The following is a 23,216-nucleotide window of genomic DNA, read 5'->3' as shown; positions in this document are numbered from 1 at the left end:
ATGACCGAGACGACCGGGCCGACCCGGCAGACCGGAACGGCCTCCCCCGAGCCCGACCTCTGGGAGCCGCACGCCCCCGCCGCCGGAACCCTGCGCCCACTGCCCGCCCAGGGCCTGGACCTGCGGGTGAGCGGCACCGGCGCCGCCCGCCGACTCGCCGACGGTGTGGTCGAGGTGACCGCCGAGGGCCCGGCCGCCGTCCGGATCGAATGGCGGGTGCCCTGCGTGGACGCCACCTCCTTCTGGACCCCGGAACCGCGCGGCACCGGCTGGCTGCCCGCCGCCTGGAGCGCCCCGCGCCGCACCGGCCTCGCCGCCGGCGCCCCGATCGCCGCGCTGGTCGGCACCGGGGACACCGCGCTCTGCGCCTTCGCGGCCGAGCAGGTCGAGGTGCTGGCCGGCGCCGGAGTGGTCGAGGAGACCGGCGAGTTCCGGTTCTGGGCCCAGGCCGAGGGCCGGCTCACCGTCCGCATCGACACCTCGGGCCGGCACTACGCCCGCTGCCTCGCCGACCTCACCGCCTGGTGGGGCGAGGGCCGCACCGCCGTCATCCCGGACGCCGCCCGCCGCCCCGCCTACTCCACCTGGTACTCGATGCACCAGGACGTCTCGCCCGAGCGGATCGAGACCCAGGCCGCGCTCGGCAAGGACCTCGGCCTGGACGTGATCATCGTCGACGACGGCTGGATGACCGCCGACCGCACCCGCGGCTACGCCCACTGCGGCGACTGGGAGCCCGTGTCGCTGCCCGGCACCGCCGAGCACGTCAAGCGCGTCCACGACCTCGGCGTCCAGTACCTGCTCTGGTACGCGCTGCCGTTCATCGGCAAGGACAGCGCCGCGTTCCGGCAGATCGGCCGGTACGTCCTCGCCGACGCCGCCCACATGGGCGCGATCGTCGCCGACCCGCGCTACCCCGAGGTCCGCGAGTTCCTCACCGGCCGGCTCGCCCGGGCGGTCGAGGAGTGGGGCATGGACGGCCTCAAGGTCGACTTCGTCGACTGGTTCGCCCGCGCCGCCGAGCGCGCGGACGCCCCCCAGCCGGGCCCCGAGGCGGACTGCGCGAGCGTGGCCGAGGGCGTGGAGAAGCTGCTCGCCGCCATCCGCGCCCGGATCACCGCCGCCCACCCGGAGGCGATGGTCGAGCACCGCCAGCCGTACGTCAGCCCCGGCCTGTGGCCGTACGTCACCATGATCCGCGCCACCGACTGCCCGCTCAGCCCGCAGGAGAACCGGCAGCGCACCGTCGACGTGCGGCTGGCCGCCGGGCCGGTGCCGGTGCACGCCGACATGCTGATGTGGCACCCGGCCGAGCCGCCGGAGCAGATCGCCTGCCACCTGATCAACGTGCTGTTCTCGGTGCCGCAGATCTCCGTCGACCTCGCCGCCCAGGACCCCGGGCAGCGCGAGGCGCTCGCCTTCTGGCTGGGCGTCTTCCGCGAGCACCTGGACACCCTGCAGCTCGGCGAACTGCGCCCGAGCCGGCCCGACCTCGGATACCCGCTGGTCACCGCGCTCGGCGCGGGGACGGTCGCGGTCGCCCGGTACGCGGCGCTGCCGGTGGACGCCTCGGCGGCCGACTGGCGCACGCTGCTGGTCGCCAACGCCGACGCCGATCCGGACGTCCGGCTGACCGGCGGCAGCGGGACGGCCGCCGTCACCGTGCAGGACGCCCGGGGGCGTATCGTCCGGCAGGACGAGATCGACCTCGGGCGGACGGACACCGTGCCGGTGCCGCGCGGCGGGCTGCTCACGCTGCGCCGCGGGTAGCCGGGCCGCCGGTGGTCGTCCCGTCGGTGGCCGACGCGTCGGTGGCCACCCGTCAGCATCAGCCCGTCACCCGTGCAGGAGGACCGCATTGACCGAGGGACCGCGCCGGTCGCGCAGCGGCGCCGCCACCATCGAGGAGGTCGCCCGCGCGGCCGGGGTCTCCCGGCAGACCGTCTCCAACGTGCTCAACGCCCCGCACCGGGTCCGTACCGAGACCTTGGAGCGGGTGAGCACGGCGATCCGCGAACTCGGCTACCAGCCCGACCAGTCGGCCCGGTCGCTGCGCAGCGGCGCCCGGCGCACCATCGGCTACCTGGCGCCGGTGGACGACCCGCTGGACCCCAACCCGCTGATGGCCGGCTTCCTGGAGGCCCTGGTCGACGCGGCGGGGGAGCGGGGCCAGCGGGTGCTGCTGTTCCGGCCCGCCCCGCCCGCGGCGGACCCGGTCGCGGCCATCGACGAGCTGGTCGCGGCCCGTCAGGTCGACGGACTGGTGCTGGCGGACGTGCTGACCGACGACCCGCGGATCGCCCACGTGGCCCGGCTCGGTGTCCCGTTCGCCAGCTTCGGGCGGACCGGACCGGCGGAGCCGCAGCACTGGGCGGACATCGCCAACGACACGGCGATGGCGGCGGTGGTGCGGCACCTGGCGGCGCGGGGCCACCGCCGGATCGGCTACCTCGGCGCCACCGAGGAGCTGCCCTGGATGGCGGCCCGCCGGGCGGGGTTCCTCGCCGAGACCCGGCGGCTGGGCCTGGCGGCGGCGCCGCTGCCGGACGGTTCCGGCACGGCGGCCGTCCGGGCGCTGCTGCGCGGCCCGGACCGGCCGACCGCCTTCGCGACGGGCAGCGACCTGCTGGCGCTGGACGTCTACGAGGCGGTGCGGGCCGAGGGCCTGGCGGTCGGGCCCGCCGGGGTCGCGGTCACCGGGTTCTACGACACACCGCTGTGCCGGCACCTGCACCCGCCGCTGACCTCGGTCCGGCTGCCGCTGCGGGCGATCGCGGCGGGGCTGATGGCCCGGCTGCTCGGCCAGGTGCACGGCGAGGCGGTGCCGACGACGGGCCTGGAACTGCCCACCGAGCTGGTGGTGCGGGCCAGTTCGGGCTGACGGCTTCCGTAGGTCGGTGCTGCTCGGTCCCGCTCACCGTTCCGCCGGTCAGCACTCCTCGGCGGCGACGACCAGCTCGCCGACCAGCCGGGCGGCCGCCTCCCGCTGCTCCGCGGGCAGGGCGTCGTCGGTGACCAGCACGTCCAGCTGGTCCAGCGAGGCGAAGGAGGCCAGGCCGACCGCGTCCCACTTGGTCCGGTCGGCCACCACGACCACCCGGCGCGCGGACTGGATGAAGCAGCGGTTGGTCTCCGCCTCGGCCAGGTTGGGGGTGGTCAGGCCGGTTTCCGCGGACAGGCCGTGGCAGCCCAGGATCAGCACGTTGACGTGCAGCGAGCGGATCGCCTGGTCGGCCACCGGTCCGACCAGTGCGTCCGAGGGCGTCCGGACGCCGCCGGTGCGGATCACCGTGGCGGTGGCGGGCGTGCCGTCCTCGTCGGGCTGCTCCAGCAGCTCGGCGATCCGCAGTGAGTTGGTGACGACGGTGAGGCCCTCGACGGCGCGCAGGTGCCGGGCGACCGCGTAGGTGGTCGTCCCGGCGGCCAGCCCGACCGCCGAGCCGGGCGGCACCAGGGCGGCCGCCGCCCGGGCGATCGCCTCCTTGGCGGGCAGCTCCCAGTGCGCCTTGGTCTCGAACCCGGGCTCGCCGCTGGCCGGTGCCTCGATCCGCACCGCGCCGCCGTGCACCTTCTGCACCAGGCCGCGGCGGGCCAGCGCGTCGAGGTCACGGCGGACGGTCATGTCGGACACGCCCAGGTCCCGGACCAGCTCTGTCACCCGGACCCCGCCGCGGGCGCGGACCTGCTCCAGGATCAGCACGCGGCGCTGTCCGGCGAGCGGTTGGGCGCTGTCAGCCATCGGGGGCCTCCTTCGACCACTTTCGAGGCGTGGTTCTGATGGATAATGTTTGAGATTGTAGCTTTCTGTTGATTCTAGCTTTCCGTTGTTCCCCCTGGCGTCATACAGCCATCACGCTCGCCACGCCACGCCACGCAGAGGAAAGAAGGCCATGGCCGGGACGACCCTGACCCAGCCCACCGCCCGGACCGCGACCACCCTCGCGGACGGGCGCCAGCTCATCTACTACGACAGCGGCGCGGCCGTCCCCCGGGACACCGTCGACCGGCGCCCGCTCGACCCCCGCCCCGGCGGTCCCGGCGATCCCTCCGGCGCGGTCGGTCCCGCCGGCCCCGAGGTGCGGCTCGACCCGGCCACCGGCGCCTGGGTCACCGTCGCCGCCCACCGCCAGGCCCGCACCTACCGGCCCCCGGCCGAGGAGTGCCCGCTCTGCCCCTCCCGCGACGGCCGGCTGAGCGAGATCCCGGCCGCCGACTACCAGGTGGCCGTCTTCGAGAACCGCTTCCCCTCGCTCGCCGGACCACCGGCCCCGCTCACCGGGGACGCCGACGGCCTGTGGACCAGCGGCCCCGGCGCCGGACGCTGCGAGGTGGTCTGCTTCACCGCCGACCACGACGCCTCCTTCGCCGATCTCACCCCGGAACGCGCCCGCCTGGTCCTCGACGCCTGGACCGACCGCACCGCCGAACTCTCCGCCCTGCCCGGCGTGCAGCAGGTCTACTGCTTCGAGAACCGCGGCGCCGAGATCGGCGTCACCCTCGCCCACCCGCACGGCCAGATCTACGCCTTCCCCTTCACCACCCCGCGCACCGCCCGGATGGTCGACCGCGCCGCCGAACACCGCGCCGCCACCGGCCGCAACCTCTTCGACGACCTGCTCGCCGCCGAACGCGCCCACGGCGAACGGGTGGTGCTCGCCGGGCGGCACTGGACCGCCTTCGTCCCCTTCGCCGCCCGCTGGCCGTACGAGGTGCACCTCTTCCCGCACCGCCGGGTGCCCGACCTGACCACCCTGGACCCCGCCCAGCGCGACGAACTCCCCGGCCTCTACCTGGAGTTGCTGCGCCGCTTCGACCGCCTCTTCGGCACTCCCGAGGCACCCGGCCGCACCCCGTACATCTCCGCCTGGCACCAGGCCCCCGCCGGCCGGCGCGACGAACTCGCCCTGCACCTGGAGCTGTTCACCATCCGCCGCACCGCCGACAAGCTCAAGTACCTGGCCGGTGTGGAATCCGGCATGGACGCCTTCGTCAACGACGTCACCCCCGAGGACGCGGCCCGCCGGCTGCGGGAGGTCGCCTCATGAGCACGTTCACGGAGCTCTACCACCGCGCGCCGGAGGGGGAGTGGGCCGCCCCCGGGCGGGTGAACCTGATCGGCGAACACACCGACTACAACCTCGGGTTCGTGCTGCCGATCGCCCTGCCGCAGACCACCCGGGTGCAGGCCGCCCGGCGGACGGACGGGCTGCTGCGGTTGTGGTCCGCCCAGGGCGGCGGGCCGGTGACCGAGCTCCGGGTCGACGAGCTCGCGCCCGGTTCGGTCGCCGGCTGGGCCGGCTACCCGGCCGGTGTGGTGTGGGCGCTGCGCGACGCCGGGCACCCGGTCGGCGGGGCGGACATCCGGCTGGACAGCGACGTGCCCAGCGGCGCCGGGCTGTCCTCCTCCGCCGCGCTGGAGTGCGCGGTCGCGGCCGCGTACGACGACCTGTACCGGCTGGGCCTGTCGGCCCCCGAACTGGCGCTGCTGGCCCAGCGGGCCGAGAACGCCTTCGTCGGGGTGCCCTGCGGGATCATGGACCAGATGGCCTCGATGTGCTGCCGCCCCGGTGCCGCGCTCTTCCTGGACAGCCGCAACCTGACGGTGCGCCAGGTGCCGGTCGATCTCGGGGCGGCGGGGCTGGCACTGCTCGTCCTGGACACCCGGGTCAAGCACGACCTGGGCGACGGCGCCTACGCCGCACTGCGGGCCGGCTGCGAGAAGGCCGCCGCGCTGCTCGGGCTGCCCGCACTGCGCTCGCTGGACGCCGCCGGCCTGCCCGTCGCACTGGAGCGACTCCCGGACGACCTCCGGCCGTTGGTGCGGCACGTGGTGAGCGAGAACGCGCGCGTCGAGGCCGCCGTCGCCGCACTCGACGCCGGCGACCTCGCCGCGCTCGGCCCGATCCTCACCGCCGGGCACGCCTCGCTGCGCGACGACTACCGGGTCTCCTGCCCGGAGACCGACCTCGCCGTCGACGCCGCCCTGGCCGCCGGTGCCCACGGCGCCCGGATGACCGGCGGCGGCTTCGGCGGCTCCGTCATCGCCCTGGTGGACGCCGACGCGGCCGAGCACGTCGCCGCCGCCGTGACCGCCGCCTTCCGTGCCGCCGGTCACACCGAGCCGCGCACCCTCACCGCCGTACCGGCCGAGGGGGCGCGCCGACTGCGGTGATCCGTCAGGCCCGGTGGGCCGCCGGGCGCTCCGGGGAGGCCTCCGCGAGCGCCCGGGTCACCGCCTCCACCCCGGCCCGCAGCCCGTACACCGGCGTGGCCGGCTGCTGGCGCCAGGAGTCGTCGATGCCGCCCGCGTCCACCGTGTCGAAGCCCAGCTCGTCCACCAGGGCGCGCACCACCCGCTTCGCCGCCTCGTTGTCGGAGGCGACCGGCACCGCCAGCCGCCCCGGGGCGCCGGCCGGCAGCGGCCGGTCCAACAGGTCCTGCGCGTAGGTGCCGTTGAACACCTTCACCACCTGGTGGCCGATGTGCTGCTCCGTCCAGCGGCTCTCCGTCAGCCCGTCGTCCTCGATCGCGTCGATCCGGCCGTCGCGCTCCTTCGGGTAGTAGTTCCCGGTGTCGATCACCACCAGCCCGTCGGCGGCGCCGTCGAACAGCCCCTTCGGCAGGTCCGGCACGTTCTTCAGCGGCACCGTCACCACCACGACCTGCGCACCCTTGGCCGCCTCGGTGGCCGGCACCGCCGTCGCGCCCGTCTCCTCCGCCAGTGCCCGCAGCGACTCCGGCCCGCGGGAGTTCGCCACCGAGACCTCGTGCCCCAGCGCGGTGAGCCGCCGCGTCAGGTTGCCGCCGATGTTGCCCGCACCGATAATGCCGATCTTCATGGGAAAGCCCTTCACGAGTGCCGCACGGTCCATCGCCCAGCCCCAACCACGCCGTGATCGCATCTGTTCCCCGCCACGCCCCGGATTCCCGCCCGCAAGGGTGGTCCCCCGGAACCCCCGGTTGACGACGCCCTGGGCCTACTGCTGTCCCGGGCGGCCAGCCGCCGAACGGGCTCGCCCGGCATGTTGAATGGCGTCCATGACGGACGGCACCCCACTGCAGCACCTCATCCACGGCCTCCCCGCCGCCTTTGCCGCGGCCCCGCGCCCGACCGCCCTCGACGCCTGCCCCTGCTGCACCCGGCCCGCCGAACTGAGCGTGCTGCTCCACACGCCGCGCGAGCGGCTCACCGCCGACGAGCTGACGTACTACGCGACCTCCGTCCTCAACACCGTCGGTTCGCCCGCCGACTTCCGCTATTTCGCCCCGCGCATCCTCCAACTCGCGCTGACCACTGAACTCACCGTCCCCGACCTGGAGTTGGTCGGCAACAAGCTCGCCCGGGCGGGCTGGCAGGAGTGGCCGGAGGCCGGCTACCTGCGTCGACTCCTGGACGCCCTCTGGGTGGACGTCCTGCACAACGCCGACGAGTGGTGGGACGCCGAGGCCGTGCTCTGCGCCCTCGCGGCAGCAGGAGATCGGGCCCCGGCCGCCTTCACCGGCCGGCTAGCAGAATGGGAACTCCTCGTCACCCCGGTGGCCGTGGAGCGCCTGTACGAGTTCGCCGTGAGCGGCGGCCTCGAACCGCAGAACGCCTTCTGGGACAGGCAGGGCGCCCCGTATCAGGCCTTCGTGGACTGGTTGCGCGGCCCCGGCCTCCAACTCGCCGTGGAGTCTGCCATCCTGCGGGTCGACGACCCTACCCAACTCGAACAACTCATCACCGTCCATGACATTCTGACGACATGATCCACGGCCCGGCGCGACCCCCGTTCGCGCTCGCTGTGGTCCTGCTCGCCATCAAACTGGCCCGACGGCGGTGAAACGGCAACCCCCTGGCGCTGCTTCCGCGTTCGAATCCGGTCCGGGTGGCGGCCCGGGCCTTCCCCGGGCCGTCGCACCGTCACTCGAAGCGCGCCGGGTCCCCCGCCCCGCGGCGGACGATCTCCACCTCGCCGCCCGAGAAGTCGATGACCGTGGTCGGCTCGGTGCCGCAGTCGCCCGAGTCCAGCACGGCGTCCAGCACGTGGTCCAGCCGTTCCTTGATCTCCCACCCCTGGGTCATCGGCTCCTCCTCGCCGGGGAGGATCAGGGTGCTGGAGACCAGCGGCTCGCCGAGTTCGGCGAGCAGGGCCCGGGTGACGACGTGGTCGGGGATCCGGACCCCGACGGTCTTCTTCTTGGGGTGCAGCAGCCGGCGCGGCACCTCCTTGGTGGCCGGGAGGATGAAGGTGTAGCTGCCCGGCGTCGCGGCCTTGACCGCCCGGAAGACGTAGTTGTCGAGTTGGACGAACTGCCCCAGCTGGGCGAAGTCCTGGCACATCAGGGTGAAGTGGTGGCGGTCGTCGAGGCGTCGGATCGACCGGATCCGTTCCAGCCCGTCGTGGTTGTCCAGGCGGCAGCCGAGGGCGAAACAGGAGTCGGTGGGGTACGCGATCAGGGCGCCGGACCGGACGCTGTCGGCCACGGTGCTGATGGTGCGCGGTTGGGGGGACTCGGGGTGCACGTCGAAGTACTTCGCCATTGGCCGACCCTACGGGATCCCGGGGCGGTACGGGAGCATCCGCGACAAACCACCGCGAACGAGCCCGCGAACGAGCCTGTGAACGCGCCCGACCGGGGTCTGGTGGACCGCCGGACCGCGGCGTACGGTCGGGCCCCATGGGTGTCGACCAGGCGCGGGTGAACCGGATCTTCCGGCCCGAGACGTACGCCGACGGCGTGCCGTACGAGCTGTTCCGCGAGCTGCGGGCGCAGGCGCCGGTCTGCTGGGTGGAGGAGCCGGCGGTGGGGGACTGGCCGTCCGGGGTCGGCTACTGGGCGGTGCTGCGGCACGCGGACGTGAAGCAGGTGCTGCGCAGCCCCGAACTGTTCTCCTCGCACCTCGGCGCGACCCAGATCCGGGACCCGGGGACCCCGGCCGACCTGGACTTCGTCCGCACGATGATGCTCAACCAGGACCCCCCGGACCACGCCCGGCTGCGCCGCATCGTGGCCGCGGCGTTCACCCCGCGCGCCCTGGCGGAGCTGGCGGAGGCGGTCGACGGCCGGGCCCGGGAGCTGGTCGAGGCCGTCCGGCCGGACGGCGCCGCCGACTTCACGGCGATCGCCGCCGACCTGCCGGTGTGGACTCTGGCCCGGGTGATGGGGGTGCCCGAGCAGGACCGGGGGCTGCTGCTGGACTGGGCGAACCGGGTGATCGGCTACCAGGACGCCGACTACGCCTTCGCCAGTACGGTCGACCCGGCGGCCCTGACCGACGTCGGCCGCCTCGCCCTCGCGCGCCGCCCGACCGCCCGGACCACCCCGGACGGCCGTCCGGTCGATCCGCGCTCCCGCGCCGCGCTGGCCGACATGTTCGCCTACGCGCACGCCCTGGCCGCCCGGCCCGACCCGGGCGGTGTGCTGGCCCGGACGCTCGGGGCGGGTCTGACGGTCGAGGAGTTCGAGACCATGTTCTTCCTCTTCGCCGTCGCCGGGAACGAGACCGTGCGCAACGGCCTGCCGGGCGGCCTGCACACCCTGCTCAGCCATCCCGATCAGTACCGACTGCTGTGCGAGCGGCCGGAGTTGATACCGTCGGCGGTGGAGGAGATGCTCCGCTGCTGGCCGCCCGTGGTGCACTTCCGGCGCACCGCGACCCGGGACACGGAGCTCGCCGGGCAGTCGATCCGCGCGGGCGACAAGGTGGTGGTGTACCACGCCTCCGCCAACCGCGACGAGGCCGTGTTCCCCGAGCCGGACCGCTTCGACGTCTCCCGCACGTCGAACGACCACGTGAGCTTCGGCTACGGCCCGCACTTCTGCGTGGGCGCCCAACTCGCGCGGCTGCAGCTGCGGTCCGCCCTGCGTCATCTGCTGGAGCGCCTCCCGGGCCTCGCGCTCGACCCGGAGCGGCGGCCGCAGCGGCTGGTGTCCAACTTCCAGAACGGGCTCAAGAGCCTGCCGGTCCGCTGGCAGGACGGCTCGGCCGGCTGAACCGACGGCCCGGCCGGCTGGACCGACGGCCCGGGCAGCCGGAACGATTCCCCCGGTGCCGGAGCGGTCAGCCCGCGCAGGCCGGGCAGAGCCCCCGGTAGGTGACCTCGGCGCCCGAGAGCGCGAAGCCGAAGCGCTGGTCGGCCGGGAGGTCGGTGAGCGGGTCGCCGAGCGGGTGGACGTCGCGGATGGCGCCGCAGCCGGTGCAGATCAGGTGCTGGTGCGGGTGGTGGGCGTTGGGGTCGTAGCGTTTGGCGCGCCCGTCGGTGGAGACCTCGATAACCTCGCCGAGGGTGACCAGCTCGCCGAGGGTGTTGTAGACCGTCGCGCGGGAGATCTCCGGGAGGCGCTCGGCCGCGCGGGCGTGCACCTCGTCGGCGGTCAGGTGCACGTGCTCGCCGTCCAGGACCTCGGCCACGACGCGCCGCTGGGAGGTGAGGCGCCAGCCGCGCTCGCGCAGCCGCTCCAGCAGGTCACTCATACGGTTCACCTATTCAGGTCAAGGGGAAGACCGGAGTTTAGCAATTCACATCCGGGGGCTTCCGGATCCCGATCGGATATGGACTTGGTGTCTTTCTTGACTTGGATTTCGTCCATCGTAGGATCGGCTCCGGCGCTAGCCTGGGTAGCGGTAGTTCCAGACAGCAGCAGTGGCAGCAGTAGCAGCATGTAGATGCCGTAGGTAGCAGTAGAGACACCGTGATCCGCCTTGTAGGGAAGGATTCCCATGTCTGAGATCCACGATGCAACCGGTGTAGAGGCGAGCGCGGGCGGCTGCCCGGTCAACCACGGGCGCGCGCTTCACCCCACCCAGGGCGGCGGGAACCGCCAGTGGTGGCCGGAGCGGCTGAACCTGAAGATCCTCGCCAAGAACCCCGCCGTGGCCAACCCGCTCGGCGCGGACTTCGACTACGCCGCGGCCTTCGACGCCCTCGACCTCGCGGCCGTGAAGCGGGACATCCAGGAGGTGCTCACCACCTCGCAGCCCTGGTGGCCGGCCGACTTCGGCTACTACGGCCCGTTCATGATCCGGATGGCCTGGCACAGCGCCGGCACCTACCGGATCAGTGACGGCCGCGGCGGCGCCGGCGGCGGCCAGCAGCGCTTCGCCCCGCTGAACAGCTGGCCGGACAACGCCAGCCTGGACAAGGCCCGCCGCCTGCTCTGGCCGGTCAAGAAGAAGTACGGCCGCAGCCTGTCCTGGGCCGACCTGATCGTGCTGACCGGCAACGTCGCCCTGGAGGGCATGGGCTTCGAGACCTTCGGCTTCGGCGGCGGCCGGGTCGACGAGTGGGAGCCGGACGAGGACGTCTACTGGGGCCCGGAGACCACCTGGCTCGGCGACGAGCGCTACACCGGCGACCGCGAGCTGGAGAGCCCGCTGGCCGCCGTGCAGATGGGCCTGATCTACGTCAACCCGGAGGGCCCCAACGGCAACCCGGACCCGATCGCCGCCGCCCGCGACATCCGCGAGACCTTCTACCGGATGGCGATGAACGACGAGGAGACCGTCGCGCTGATCGCCGGCGGCCACACCTTCGGCAAGACCCACGGCGCCGGCCCGGCGGACAACGTCGGCCCGGACCCGGAGGACGCGCCGATGGAGCAGCAGGGCCTCGGCTGGAAGAGCGCCTACGGCACCGGTGTCGGCGGTGACGCGATCACCAGCGGCCTGGAGGGCATCTGGACCGCCACCCCGATCACCTGGGACAACAGCTTCTTCGAGACGCTGTTCGGCTACGAGTGGGAGCTCACGAAGTCCCCGGCCGGCGCCCACCAGTGGAAGCCGAAGGACGGCGCCGGCGAGGGCACCGTGCCGGACGCCCACGACCCGGCCAAGCGGCACACCCCGATCATGCTCACCACCGACCTGTCGCTGCGCTTCGACCCGGTGTACGAGCCGATCTCCCGCCGCTTCCTGGAGAACCCGGCGGAGTTCGCGGACGCCTTCGCCCGTGCCTGGTACAAGCTCACCCACCGTGACATGGGCCCGGTGGTCCGCTACCGCGGCCCGGAGGTCCCGAGCGAGCACCTGCTCTGGCAGGACCCGCTGCCGGCCGTCTCGTACCAGCCGGTCGGGGTCGCCGACGTCGCGGACCTCAAGCGGCGGATCGCCGCGACCGGGCTGTCGGTCTCCGAGCTGGTCTCCGCGGCCTGGGCCGCGGCCTCCTCCTTCCGCGGCAGCGACAAGCGCGGCGGTGCCAACGGCGGCCGGATCCGGCTGCAGCCGCAGGCCGGCTGGGAGGTCAACGAGCCGGACCGGCTGGCCGGGGTGCTGCGGGCGCTGGAGGGCGTGCAGCGGGAGTTCAACGCGCAGGCCGGCGACAAGCAGGTCTCGCTGGCGGACCTGGTGGTGCTGGCCGGCGGCGTCGGCGTCGAGCAGGCGGCCAAGGCGGCCGGGCTGGCCGTCGAGGTGCCGTTCGCGCCCGGCCGGGTGGACGCGCCGCAGGAGCTGACCGACACCGAGTCCTTCGCCGCGCTGGAGCCCAAGGCGGACGGCTTCCGCAACTGGGTCGGCAAGGGCAACCGGCTGCCGGCCGAGTTCCTGCTGCTCGACAAGGCGAACCTGCTGGGCCTCAGCGCGCCCGAACTGACCGTGCTGGTCGGCGGGTTGCGTGTGCTGGGCGCCAACCACCAGCAGTCCGCGCACGGTGTGCTGACCGAGACCCCGGGCGTGCTGACGAACGACTTCTTCGTCAACCTGCTGGACCTGGGCACCAGTTGGACGTCCACCTCGGAGGACGCCCACACCTTCGAGGGCCGGGACGCGGCCGGCAAGGTCAGGTGGACCGGCACCCGGGCCGACCTGGTCTTCGGCTCGAACTCCGAACTGCGCGCCGTCGCCGAGGTGTACGCGGCCGACGACGCCAAGGAGAAGTTCGTCGAGGACTTCGTCGCGGCCTGGGTCAAGGTCATGAACGCGGACCGCTTCGACCTGGTGTAGCACTGCGGTAGCCGGGAGCCCGGGGGCCACTGCCCCCGGGCTCCCGTCGTGTGTCAGCGCGGACCGGGTGCGGGTGCGGGTGCGGGTGCGGGCGCGGGTGTGCCCACGCTGACCAGTCCGGTCTCGTACGCCGCGACCACCACCTGGGCCCGGTCCCGCAGCCCCAACTTGCCCAGGATCCGGGCCACATGGGTCTTCACCGTCGCCTCGGAGAGCTGCAGCCGGGCGGCCAGCTCGGCGTTGCTGAGGCCGCGGGCGAGCAGCGTCGTCACCTCCAGCTCGCGCGGGGTGAGGGTGGCCAGTTCGCGGTGCGGGGCGGCCGCGGCCGGGACGGCCGGGCGGGCGAAGCGCTCGACCAGACGGCGGGTGATCGCCGGGGCGAGCAGCGCGTCACCGGTGCGGACCAGCCGGACGGCGGCGGCCAGATGCTCCGGGGTGACGTCCTTGAGCAGGAAGCCGCTGGCCCCGGCGGCCATCGCCGCGTAGACGTAGTGGTCCAGGTCGAAGGTGGTCAGCATGATGATCCGGGGCGGCCGGGTCGACGGGTCCGCGAGGATCCGCCGGGTGGCCTCCAGTCCGTCCAGGCCGGGCATCCGGATGTCCATCAGCACCACGTCGGGCCTGGTCCGGCGGACGGCGGCGACGGCCTGCTCGCCGTCCTCGGCCTCGGCCACCACCTCGATCCCCTCGGACTCCAGGATCAGTCGGAACCCGATCCGCACCAGCGCCTGGTCGTCGGCGACCACCACCCGGATCGGCGGCGCGTCGGCCACGGTCATCAACTCTCCCAACTCCCCGAACTCTCCCGACTCTCCCGATTCTCCAGCGGTATCGAGGCCGTGACGCGGTAGCCGCCGCCCGGCCGGGGGCCGGTCCGCAGGGTCCCGCCGTAGACGGCGAGACGTTCGCGCAGCCCGAGCAGGCCGCGCCCGTCGCCGGTGGCGGCGGCGCCGGTGGGGCGGCCGCCGGTGTCGGTGACCTCCACCCGCAGGTGGTCGGGGGCGTGGTCGACGGTCACCGCGGCGTCGGCGCCGCCCGCGTGCTTGACGGTGTTGGTGAGCGCCTCCTGGACGACCCGGTAGGCGGCGAGCCCGACCCCGGGCGGGACGGGCCGGTGCTCCCCGCGCACGGTCAGCCGCACGCTCGGTCCGGCCCGCCGGACGCCCTCGACCAGGGCGTCCAGTCGGTCCAGGCCGGGCTGCGGGCTGAGGTCGGCGGCGGCCGCCGGGTCCTCGTCCGGGCCCGCGTCGATGGTCAACAGGCCCATCACGTGCCGCAGTTCGGTCATCGCCGCGCGCCCGCCCGCCTCCACCGCGGCCATCGCCTCGCGGGCCCGGTCCGGGGCGGTGTCCAGGATCTTGCGGGCGGCCCCGGCCTGGATGGTCATCATGCTCACGTTGTGGGTCACCACGTCGTGCAACTCCCGTGCGATGCGCGCGCGTTCCAGTTCCACCGCGCGCTGGAGCGCGGCCGACCGCTCCCGCTCCAGCGCGGACACCCGGGCCCGCCCCTCCGCCACCCGGCCGCGCCACATCCGCAGTTCGTAGGCCACCGCGAACACCGGGACCAGGACCAGCACGGCGACCACCGACCGCTGGAGGTGGGGCAGATAGGCGTCGTCGAACACCACCACCAGGGTCACGGTGGCGGCCGCCAGGCCCGACAGCACGGCCACCGGCCGGCGCCCGTACGCGGCCGCGCCGTAGGCGGCGACGATCACCACCACGCCCGCCCAGTACGCGAGGTCCCCGTGCTGGGTCCGGAGCAGCAGCGCGCCCGGCAGCACCGACCACAGCACCGCCAGCGGGTGGCGCCGGCGCAGCACCAGCGGCAGCGGGAAGGCCGGTGCCAGCTGTAGCAGCGGGTTCCAGCCGACGCCGTCCAGGTTCGCCGCGACCTCGGCGTAGCGGGCGACGGTGACGCAGAGGAGCAGGGTCAGGGCCAGGTCGAAGGCCTGGCCGCGGCGGGTCGGCCGGGGCGGCGGCGCCGCGCCCGGGCCGCCGCCCAGCCGGGCCGCCGCGGTGCGCAGGCGTTGCGCCGCGGGGTGGTTGATCACGTCGATCACCGGGACAGTGTGGCGGCCCGGCGCCGGTGGGGACAGCCCCGCGAACGGCGGCAGCCGGTACACCGGGTGACTACGTCGGAAGGATGACGCCTACGGCCGCCCGGTGGCCCCCGACCTCAGGACTCCTCCCCGGTGCCGGTGCTGTCCTCCTCGGCCTTCTTCTCCGCCGCCCGGACCTGCTCGGTGAACGTCTGCTCGTCGATCCGCTCGACCGACGCCCCGTACTGGGCGGCGAGCTCGTCGGCCGGCCCGGGCGAGGCCTCCCGCACCTCCAGGGCGAGCATCGCCCCGCCGTCCGGCACCCGCGGGGAGAGCACGATCAGCGCGGCACCGGCCTCGGTGGCGAGGTGCTCCTCGGCCGCGTTGCCCAGCGCCGCCCCCGCCGCGAACCCCAGCAGCACCCCGACCGGCCCGCCGAGCAGCCCCACCAGCCCGCCCAGCAGCCCCGAGCCGACGGTGGCCACGCCCGCACCCCGGGTGAAGGTGTCCTTGATCTCCAGCACGCCGTCGGCGCTGCGCTCCAGCGCCGCCGCCATCCGCAGCCCCGGCAGGCGCTGGGCGCCGTCGAGGGCGTGGCGCCAGGTGGTGGTGTCGGGGAAGGTCAGCAGGACCAGGTTGTGCTGCTCGCTCATCGCACTCCGATCGGGGCCGGGGTCGCTCGGGCCTCCATCCTGGCCCCCGGTGCGGGGCGCTGCCACAGGAGCTCCGGGCTCAAACCAACGGCCTGGTTCCACCCGGGCACGGCCGGTCGCTTTCGGCCAGGTGCGGGGCCGTTCCGGGCCGCCCGGGGTCGCACCGGGCTCCTCGGGCGGTCGGGCGGCGGAAGCGGACCCGGTCCGGCCTGGTGGAACGGCGGCGAGGCGGCGCCGGGGCCCATTCTTCGACCATGGCCGAAATACGTACCGCCGATCCGCCCGCCCCTGGTGTGACGGGTGGGGCGCTGTCAGGATCCCGGACCGGCACACCCGTGCCACACCCGAACGCTCGCAGGAGGCATCATGCAGCCCACAGCCGATCAGGTTCGCGCGCTCAAGGACGAGGACTTCCGGCTCACCCTCGGCCAGGGACACTCGGTCCACCCGGCCGGCGAGCTGGTGGACGAGCTCTACGTGACCGCCGCGGTGCAGAACAGCACCTGTGACGGCTGGTCCAGCTGCGGCCGCGTCTGCAGCTACTGAGACCGGGGTCCGGCGCCGATCCCGGGCCCGGTCGTACGACCGCCCGGGGTCCGCGCCGGACCTGGCCGACCGGCAACCGGCAAGTAGCGAGTAGCGAGTAGCGCGAGCAAGCAGAGAGGCAGCACCGCCCCGTGGTCGACGCGTCCGAACCCCTGGCGTCCGAACTCCTGCGGGCGGCCGCCCGAGCCGTTCCGCTGAACGCCCGCGGCCGGGCGCCGGAGCGGCCCGCCCCGCAGCCCGCCGGGTCCGCCGCCGCCGGGTCCGTCGGCGACGCCGGGTCCGTCAGCGACACCGAGCGCGCCGACCGCGCCGACCGCGCCGCCCGGAAGCTGGAGCGCTGGCAGGCCCAGGCGCCCTTCGACCGGGCCGGCTGGTTCGGGCACCGCCTCGCCGCCGACGGCCTCGACCCCGAGGCCCTGGGCGCCCTCCTCGCCGAGCACCCGGACGCGCTCGCCGACCGTCTCGGGGCCCAGGCCTGGGCCGAGCGGCTCGCCGCCGCCTTCGACCGGGCGGCCGAGCTGGACGTCCCCGAGGAGCACGAGTTCGCCCGGCCGGCCGCCCCGCTGCTCGCCGACGCCCGCGACCGCCTCCGGGCCGGACTGGCCGCCCTGGACGTCCCCGCGCCCGGCACTCCCGAGGAGCTGGCCGCGCTGGCCCTCCCCGCGCTGACCGGTACCGTCCACGGGATGGTGACCAGGACCGTCATCACCGAACTCCACGTCGCCCGCCTCACCGGCGAGTCGGTCGGCGACACCCCCGAACTCCGCTACCGGGACCTCGTCGACCGGCTGGCCCGCCCCGAGCGGGCGCTGCGCCTGCTCGCCGAGTACCCGGTCCTGGCCTTCCGCCTCACCACCCTCGCCGAGCAGTGGACGGACACCACCCTCACCCTGTTCCGCCGCCTCGCCGCCGACCTGCCCGCGCTCGCCCGCACCTTCGCCGACGGCCGCCCGCTCGGCCGGCTCACCGAACTCGCCACCGGCCTCGGCGACCCGCACCGCGGCGGAGCCACGGTCAGCTCGCTGCGCTTCGAGCACGGTGTCCGGCTCGTCTACAAGCCGCGGCCGCTCGGCGCCGAGACCCACTTCCAGCAGCTGCTCCACTGGCTCAACCCGCAGCTGCGGCTACCGCTGCGCGACGTGGCCCACCTGCCCGGTGACGGCTACGGCTGGGTCGCCCACCTGAGCGCCGAACCGGTTCGCGACGAAGCCGAGTTGAGCGCCTTCTACCACCGCGCCGGCACGCTCTGCGCGCTGATGTACGCGCTCGACGCCGTCGACTGCCACGCCCAGAACCTGCTAGCCGTCCGGGACCAGCCCGTCCTGATCGACCTGGAGGCGATCCTCCACCCCGACCTGCGCGAGCCCGCCAAGGACCTCTCCGAGTCCGAGCGGCTCGCCCGCCACCAGGCCCGGCACTCGGTGCTGCGGTCCGGCCTGCTGCCCGAGCGGATGTGGGACGAGGGCAACGGCGGCGCCGACATCTCCGCCCTCGGCTGGGACCCGGGCAGCCTCCCGCCCCGCCCGCTGCCCGTCCTGGTCGGCCAGGGCACGGACGAACTCCGGCTGGAGTACCGGCGGTTGCCCGTCGAAGCCCCCGGCAGTCGACCCGTTCCGGCCGGCCGGTCGCTGCGACTCGCCGACCACCTGGCCGAGTTGGAGGCCGGCTTCACCGAGGCCTACCGGCTGCTCGCCGCCGACAAGCCGCAACTCCGCTCGCTGCTCGGCGCCTTCGCGGCCGACGAGACCCGCCTGCTGCGCCGCGACACCTTCGAGTACCGCAGCCTGCTCAACACCGCCTGCCACCCCGACGTGCTGCGCGACGCCCTCGACCAGGACCGCCATCTCGACCGGCTCTGGGCACTCGTCGGCTGGGAGGAGCAGGCCCTCGCCTTCGTCGCGCACGAGCGCGCCGACCTGTGGCGCGGCGACGTGCCCGTCTTCACCATCCGGCCGGACGGCGTCGACGCCCGCTCCTCCACCGGCGCCCTGATCCCGGGCGTCACCGACCGGCCGGCCCTCGACCTGGCACTCGCCAAGGCGGACGGCCTCGGCGAGGACGACCTCGCCCGCCAACTCCAGTTGCTCAGGCTCTCGGTGATGACGGCCGACGGCGCGTACGAGCCGCGCGGAACCGCCACCGCCACGGCCATCGCCCGGAGCCACCCGCCGAGGGAACGGCCGGCACCGACCGCGCCCGGTCCGGACCTGGCGGCCCGCGCCCTCGCCGAGGCCGTGGAGGCCGGCGAACAGCTGCTCCGCGAGGCCTACCGGGGCGGCGCCGACCTCGCCTGGGCCGGCCCCAACTGGACCCCGCCCGGCCGCTGGGCCCCCGCCGAGCTGGGCCCCGACCTCTACAGCGGCACCGCGGGCATCGCCCTCTTCCTCCACCAGCTCGCCCTGGTGACCGGCGACCGTGACCACCGCGAGGCCGCCCGAGCAGCGGAGTTGACGCTGCGTCAGCAGATCCGCCGCCGCGCCGACCGGCTCGGCGGCGGCCTGGCCGGCACCGGCGGCGTGCTCCACGCGCTCGCCCAGCTCACCGCCGACCACCCGGACCCCGAACTGGACGCGCTGGGCTCCCTGGTCCTCGACCGCATCGCCGCCACCGCCGGGGAGGACACCCAGTACGACGTCCTCGCCGGGAACGCCGGGACCATCGGCGGCCTGCTCGCCTGGGAGGCCGTCCGCCCCGGGCCCGCAGTCACCGACGCGCTGGCGCTCTGCGTCGAACGCCTCGTCCGGGCCGCCGCCCCGCACCCCGAGGGCGGCACCGGCTGGCTGCCCGCGGCCCTGGCGGAGAGCGTGGACCGCCCGCTCGCGGGCTTCGCCCACGGCGGCTCCGGCATCGCCTGGGCGCTGGCCCGGGCCGGCCACCGGCTCGGCGACCCGCGCGCGGCCCGACTCGCCCTCGCCGCCGTGGAGTACGAGCACACCCTGTTCGACGCCACCGCCGCCAACTGGCGCGACGTCCGCGAGGACGGCGGCCCCGACGGTCCGGGCTTCCCCGCCCTCTGGTGCCACGGCGCGGCCGGCATCGCACTGGCCCGCACCGCGCTCGCCGACCTGCTGCCCGAACGGCGGGACGCCCTCCTGGCCGAACGCGACACCGCGCTCGGCACCGTCCTGCGGGCGGGCTTCGGTCACAACTCCTCGCTCTGCCACGGCGACCTCGGCAACCTGGAGGCCCTCCACCTCGCCGGCGGCGCCTGGCGGGCCGCCACCGAACGGCAGGCCCACGCCGTCCTGGACGACCTGGAGGCCCGGGGGCGGCGGTGCGGGCTGCCGCACGGGGTGCACAGCCCCTCCCTGCTGGTCGGCCTGGCCGGCATCGGCCACGGCCTGCTCCGGCTCGCCGCCCCCGCCACCGTCCCGTCCGTCCTCACCATGGCCCCGCCGTCGGCCTGACCTGGTGGCGGAGCCGCGTAGCGGCAGAGCAAAGGAACGGCGAAAACGGGGTGAGCCGTCCGGCCGGATGAACGACGATGGCCTGATGGGGAGCAACGGGGAGCCCGCCGAGGGCGGGGACGCGGGGGACCGGCTGCTGCGGCGGCTGGTCGGGGAAGTGTGGGTCAACGTCTACCGGTTCGGCGGGATGGGCGTGGTCGACTTCGGTGAGACGGTCGAGTGGCCGCTCGGGGAGTCGGGGGAGGTGTCGACGGGCACCCGCTTCGCGGTGCACGCCCGGTGCCCGTTCCGGATCGTCCAGTGCGGGGAGGTCTACCTCGGCTCGGACGACCTGGTGCCCGTCGGGGAGGGTGAGGGCCTCGCCTACGACATCGGCGCCGACGCGCTGCGGGAGTTCCTGAAGCGGCGGGAGCCACGGGTGCTGGCGGTCGAACGGGCGCCGGAGGGCGACCTGCGGATCACGCTGGAGCACGAGCTCCGGATCGATGTGCTGCCGACGAGCTCGAAGGTCGAGGAGTCCTGGCGGTGCCTCGAACGGGCCGGTGACCACGTGGTGTTCCCACCGCCGCCGGGCGACTGACCGGCCGGGCGTGCCCGGCGCCCGGTGCGGGCCGGGGTGGGGGACGATGGCGGTATGGAGCTGAGGATCGAGGCCATCGACCTGCCCGGCCGCCCGTGCGGCGCCGGGCCGGGTTTCCCGGGCTACCGGGACATCCACGTCGCCGTCCAACGCCGTGGCCGCCCGGCCGAGTTGCTGGACCCGCAGCCCGGCGACGCACCACGCGCGCGGTGGTCGCTGGAGTGCGCGGTGAAGCGGCTGCCGGACGGCGGGGCGGACGTCACCGGGCGGTACGTCCAGGGCGGGCCGGGCGGGCGGTTCGTCTACCTGAACTGGGTGACGCCGGACGGCGAGGCCTGGCGGCTGTTCCGCCGGGCGAAGCTGCTGCTGGCCGCGGTGGACCGGGGCGTCCTGGCGCAGGCGGTCGACACCGGCCTGCTGGTCGCCCGCCTCGGCCTCACCGACGCCAAGGGTCACCCGCTGTGCGCCGCCGTCCGCCCGCCGCTGGTCACCTGGGCGGCGACGGCCTGAGCGCCCACGGCCACCCCACCGGACGGAGGGCGGGACGCGCGGGGAGGGCCCCGCGCGGACGCGGGACCCTCCGGTGCGGAGCGGTGGTGGCGATCAGTTGTACGTGGTGGTGACGGTCACGCCGTCGAACCCCTGCTGGGCGTACAGGCTGAAGTAGACCCAGCCGGCCGGCGGGTCGGCGATGGTCAGGCTCTCGCCGTTGCCGGAGCCGGCGGACTTCGCCTGGTACGACGAACTCGTGGCCCAGGACGGCCCGTTGTAGTACAGGTCGGCGTTGCCGGTGCCGCCGGCGGTGGTGATGGTCAGCTGCTTCACCCCGGCGGGCAGGTAGAGGAAGCTGTACCCGTAGTTGCCGGTGGTGGCGGCGACGCCGTCGCGGCGGCAGTTCTTGTCGTACTGCCGGGTGTCGGCGGCGGCGCACAGCGGGGCCTGATCGGTGGGCAGGGAGCCGCAGTTGTCGGCGGCGCAGGCCTTGAGCCAGGTCGCGAAGTCGGCGTCGTAGCGGGTGCCGATGGTGGTCTTGAGCAGGGTGCGGGCGCCGTTCCAGTCGCCGACGCGGTACTTGGCGAGCAGCGCGTCGACGTCCTGCGGGTGCGACTGGAGCATGTAACGCACCGCCAGGTAGCCCCAGTTGTAGACCCGGGTGGAGTCGGCGTTGTCGTAGGTGGAGTCGAAGAGGGTGCTCAGCGGGTAGGTGCCCAGGCCGGCCTGGGTGACGGCGTCGTCGTAGTGGACGCCCCGGTAGCTGTAGGAGACGTACTCGGCCAGGCCCTCGACCCACCAGATGGTCGGGGTGGTCATGCCCGCATCGAAGTCGCCGTACATGTCGTAGCGGCCGTCGAGGTAGTGGGTGTACTCGTGGTTGAGGTTCCAGATCTGGAAGCTCGGGCGCAGCCAGTCCGCCTGGTGGGCGATGAAGCGGGCCTGGTTGCCGGGCTCGGCCGGCTTGCCCTCCTCGTACATGCCGCCGTTGTCGACGGCGATGTTGTACATCTCCCAGGCGTAGAGGCTGTAGTTGTAGTAGTCGTCGAAGACGACGACCTCCAGGGAGGTGTTGCGGTCGTCGGCGACCGGGCCGTTGTCCTTGACCACCCGGTGGAAGAACGCGTCCTGGTTGACCAGGCTGGTGCAGGTGTCGGCGTTCTGCTGGGCGGTCATGCTCTGCGAGCGGATGCGCAGGTTCGGGTTGCAGGTGTGGTCGCTCCTGAGCACCAGCGGGACGAGCTTGGCGGGCACGTCGCAGGTGCCGTAGTAGGAGCAGTTGCCCGGGTCCTTCTTCTCCGCGAACCAGAGCAGGTTCATGGTGAGCGGACCGGTGTTGCCGACCAGCGGGTAGCGGTTGACCAGGTCCTTGACGATCGGTCGGCCCTGGGCCCGGAGCGCGTCGACGGCGACCAGGTTGCCGATCTGGATGCCGACGCCGGTCACCGGGTCGGAGCCGGTGAGCCGGTCGGCGTTGCGGGTGACGAAGGAGGCCATGGTGGTGGCGAAGGACGGGTCGGCCTGCAGGGCGGCGGTGAACTCGGGGAGCTCGAAGCCGCGTTCGATGACGGTGGCGGTGTTGCCGACGGCGGCTGCCATCGAGCCGGTCCACCCACCGGTGTAACCGTCGAGCAGGCGCTTGACCACGCCGGTGTAGCGGGCGTTCTCCCGGGCGCTGTCGATCAGCGTGACGGCCTCGGCCAGGGTGGCGCCGTTGGCCTCGCTGACGTCCTTGCTGTGCGGGGCGGCGAAGAAGGCGTCCAGCGCGCCGCGGATCGACGTCCGCAGGGCGGCGCCGTACGGCCCGGTGGCGTCGGGGTGGTACCACTGCACGTAGTAGCCGGCGCGCAGGAACAGCACCAACTGCCCGGCGGAGGTGGAGTTGTCGCCGGGGTAGGCGGCGGCGGTGTCGCGCAGGGCGTCGGCGACGGTCACCATCTGGGCCTCGTTGAAGGCGGCCTTGGCGTTGTCGCCGGTGAGGGTGAACAGGGTGTTGACGCAGTCGAGTCCGGCCGATCTGACCTGCTGGACCAGCGCCGCGCCGGTCTTGCCGGTGAACGCGGCGGTGTCGCAGGCGGCCAGTCGGCGGGCGGTGCGGGCGGCGGCGGGGGTGTCGACGGTGCCGCCGGCCGTCGGGGCGGTGGGCCGGCCCTGGGTCTGTGAGGCGAGCGGGCGGGGATCCTCCGGGGTGTCGGGGGACTTGGGCACCGGGACGGCGTGCGGCGGTGCCGCCGTCCGGGCCTTCGGGGCGGCGGACGTCGACGGCGACTCGGCCGCGTGCGCCTGCGGGGCGAACAGCCCGAGCGCGAGGAGGAAGGCGACGCCGAGCGCAGGGACTCTGCGCGCGTGCGCCTTCGCTATCCGGAAGGGACGCATGGGAGTGGGGCCTCCGGGACCGTGAGGGGGCCGTGCGGCTGGGGCGCACGGACGGAACCTGATGTGTGACATGTAAAATGGCACACTCATTCAGGTAAAGGGAAGACCCCGGCGAGGACTTCTGCGTCCGCTCCGCCGCCGCGCGACGAGCAGTCAGGCCGGGAATAAGCAGGAGCCCATGCTTCGTTCCTGCAAC

19 protein-coding genes are annotated in these 23,216 nt (G+C 74.2%); 11 read left to right on the top strand and 8 right to left on the bottom strand.

Features of this window, described 5'->3' with window-relative positions:
* Window positions 1-1,770: a glycoside hydrolase family 36 protein gene (locus ABTZ03_RS18045; protein WP_350513959.1), complete on the top strand. Its 1,770-nt coding sequence runs from the start codon at window positions 1-3 to the stop codon at window positions 1,768-1,770.
* A gap of 88 nt (window positions 1,771-1,858) precedes the next feature.
* Complete coding sequence (locus ABTZ03_RS18040; RefSeq protein WP_350513958.1) at window positions 1,859-2,881, top strand: LacI family DNA-binding transcriptional regulator; 1,023 nt, start codon at window positions 1,859-1,861, stop codon at window positions 2,879-2,881.
* 48 nt (window positions 2,882-2,929) lie between these two features.
* Here ABTZ03_RS18040 and ABTZ03_RS18035 read toward each other — a convergent pair whose 3' ends face one another.
* Window positions 2,930-3,739, bottom strand: coding sequence for a DeoR/GlpR family DNA-binding transcription regulator (locus ABTZ03_RS18035; protein ID WP_350513957.1), 810 nt, complete (start codon window positions 3,737-3,739; stop codon window positions 2,930-2,932).
* Between the two features lie 151 nt (window positions 3,740-3,890).
* On the opposite strand from ABTZ03_RS18035, the gene galT reads away from it, so the two are divergent.
* Window positions 3,891-5,045, top strand: a complete 1,155-nt coding sequence (gene galT / locus ABTZ03_RS18030; protein ID WP_350513956.1) for a galactose-1-phosphate uridylyltransferase — start codon at window positions 3,891-3,893, stop codon at window positions 5,043-5,045.
* Window positions 5,042-6,172 carry a galactokinase gene (gene galK / locus ABTZ03_RS18025; protein ID WP_350513955.1) on the top strand — a complete coding sequence of 377 codons (1,131 nt, stop codon included), beginning with the start codon at window positions 5,042-5,044 and terminating at the stop codon, window positions 6,170-6,172. Before galT ends, galK begins: the two co-directional genes overlap by 4 nt.
* A 4-nt stretch (window positions 6,173-6,176) precedes the next feature.
* On the opposite strand, the gene ABTZ03_RS18020 is transcribed toward galK, so the two are convergent.
* Complete coding sequence (locus ABTZ03_RS18020; RefSeq protein WP_350513954.1) at window positions 6,177-6,902, bottom strand: NADPH-dependent F420 reductase; 726 nt, start codon at window positions 6,900-6,902, stop codon at window positions 6,177-6,179.
* A gap of 136 nt (window positions 6,903-7,038) precedes the next feature.
* Between ABTZ03_RS18020 and ABTZ03_RS18015 the strand changes: the two genes are divergently transcribed.
* The gene (locus ABTZ03_RS18015; protein WP_350513953.1) at window positions 7,039-7,749 is read left to right on the top strand and encodes a hypothetical protein; all 711 of its coding nucleotides are present in this window, start codon (window positions 7,039-7,041) and stop codon (window positions 7,747-7,749) included.
* 154 nt (window positions 7,750-7,903) lie between these two features.
* On the opposite strand, the gene ABTZ03_RS18010 is transcribed toward ABTZ03_RS18015, so the two are convergent.
* The gene (locus ABTZ03_RS18010) at window positions 7,904-8,524 is read right to left on the bottom strand and encodes an L-threonylcarbamoyladenylate synthase (RefSeq protein WP_350513952.1); all 621 of its coding nucleotides are present in this window, start codon (window positions 8,522-8,524) and stop codon (window positions 7,904-7,906) included.
* A gap of 137 nt (window positions 8,525-8,661) precedes the next feature.
* Here ABTZ03_RS18010 and ABTZ03_RS18005 point away from each other — a divergent pair, with 137 nt between their 5' ends.
* Window positions 8,662-9,978 (top strand): cytochrome P450, encoded by a 1,317-nt coding sequence (locus ABTZ03_RS18005; protein ID WP_350513951.1) that lies wholly within the window; start codon window positions 8,662-8,664, stop codon window positions 9,976-9,978.
* Window positions 9,979-10,045: 67 nt separating this feature from the next.
* Here ABTZ03_RS18005 and ABTZ03_RS18000 read toward each other — a convergent pair whose 3' ends face one another.
* A complete protein-coding gene (locus ABTZ03_RS18000) occupies window positions 10,046-10,459 on the bottom strand; it encodes a Fur family transcriptional regulator (protein WP_350513950.1) in 414 nt (137 codons plus the stop codon).
* A 246-nt stretch (window positions 10,460-10,705) separates the two neighbouring features.
* Here ABTZ03_RS18000 and katG point away from each other — a divergent pair, with 246 nt between their 5' ends.
* Complete coding sequence (katG, locus tag ABTZ03_RS17995; protein ID WP_350513949.1) at window positions 10,706-12,922, top strand: catalase/peroxidase HPI; 2,217 nt, start codon at window positions 10,706-10,708, stop codon at window positions 12,920-12,922.
* Window positions 12,923-12,975: 53 nt separating this feature from the next.
* On the opposite strand, the gene ABTZ03_RS17990 is transcribed toward katG, so the two are convergent.
* The 3 genes from ABTZ03_RS17990 to ABTZ03_RS17980 all read right to left on the bottom strand — a co-directional run bounded on the left by ABTZ03_RS17990 (window position 12,976) and on the right by ABTZ03_RS17980 (window position 15,619).
* Window positions 12,976-13,701, bottom strand: a complete 726-nt coding sequence (locus ABTZ03_RS17990) for a response regulator transcription factor (RefSeq protein WP_350513948.1) — start codon at window positions 13,699-13,701, stop codon at window positions 12,976-12,978.
* Window positions 13,701-14,987 carry a sensor histidine kinase gene (locus tag ABTZ03_RS17985; RefSeq protein WP_350513947.1) on the bottom strand — a complete coding sequence of 429 codons (1,287 nt, stop codon included), beginning with the start codon at window positions 14,985-14,987 and terminating at the stop codon, window positions 13,701-13,703. The genes ABTZ03_RS17990 and ABTZ03_RS17985 overlap by 1 nt, the downstream gene beginning before the upstream one ends.
* Window positions 14,988-15,103: 116 nt before the next feature.
* Window positions 15,104-15,619, bottom strand: coding sequence for a hypothetical protein (locus ABTZ03_RS17980; protein ID WP_350513946.1), 516 nt, complete (start codon window positions 15,617-15,619; stop codon window positions 15,104-15,106).
* A gap of 366 nt (window positions 15,620-15,985) precedes the next feature.
* On the opposite strand from ABTZ03_RS17980, the gene ABTZ03_RS17975 reads away from it, so the two are divergent.
* From ABTZ03_RS17975 to ABTZ03_RS17960, 4 genes are all read left to right on the top strand, one after another.
* Window positions 15,986-16,165, top strand: a complete 180-nt coding sequence (locus ABTZ03_RS17975) for a hypothetical protein (RefSeq protein WP_350513945.1) — start codon at window positions 15,986-15,988, stop codon at window positions 16,163-16,165.
* Window positions 16,166-16,296: 131 nt separating this feature from the next.
* Window positions 16,297-19,572 (top strand): type 2 lanthipeptide synthetase LanM family protein, encoded by a 3,276-nt coding sequence (locus ABTZ03_RS17970; RefSeq protein ID WP_350513944.1) that lies wholly within the window; start codon window positions 16,297-16,299, stop codon window positions 19,570-19,572.
* 85 nt (window positions 19,573-19,657) lie between these two features.
* Window positions 19,658-20,152 carry a hypothetical protein gene (locus ABTZ03_RS17965; protein WP_350513943.1) on the top strand — a complete coding sequence of 165 codons (495 nt, stop codon included), beginning with the start codon at window positions 19,658-19,660 and terminating at the stop codon, window positions 20,150-20,152.
* A 54-nt stretch (window positions 20,153-20,206) separates the two neighbouring features.
* Complete coding sequence (locus ABTZ03_RS17960) at window positions 20,207-20,662, top strand: DUF5990 family protein (RefSeq protein WP_350513942.1); 456 nt, start codon at window positions 20,207-20,209, stop codon at window positions 20,660-20,662.
* A 93-nt stretch (window positions 20,663-20,755) separates the two neighbouring features.
* Here the strand turns inward: ABTZ03_RS17960 and ABTZ03_RS17955 are convergent, their stop codons facing one another.
* Window positions 20,756-23,020 carry a M9 family metallopeptidase gene (locus ABTZ03_RS17955; protein WP_350513941.1) on the bottom strand — a complete coding sequence of 755 codons (2,265 nt, stop codon included), beginning with the start codon at window positions 23,018-23,020 and terminating at the stop codon, window positions 20,756-20,758.
* Window positions 23,021-23,216 lie beyond the last annotated feature (196 nt).

Source organism: Kitasatospora sp. NPDC096077 (genome assembly GCF_040303245.1).
GTDB lineage: Bacteria > Actinomycetota > Actinomycetes > Streptomycetales > Streptomycetaceae > Kitasatospora.
The sequence above is the reverse complement of the archived record's forward strand: the minus strand, read 5'-3'. Positions and strand labels throughout refer to the sequence as shown.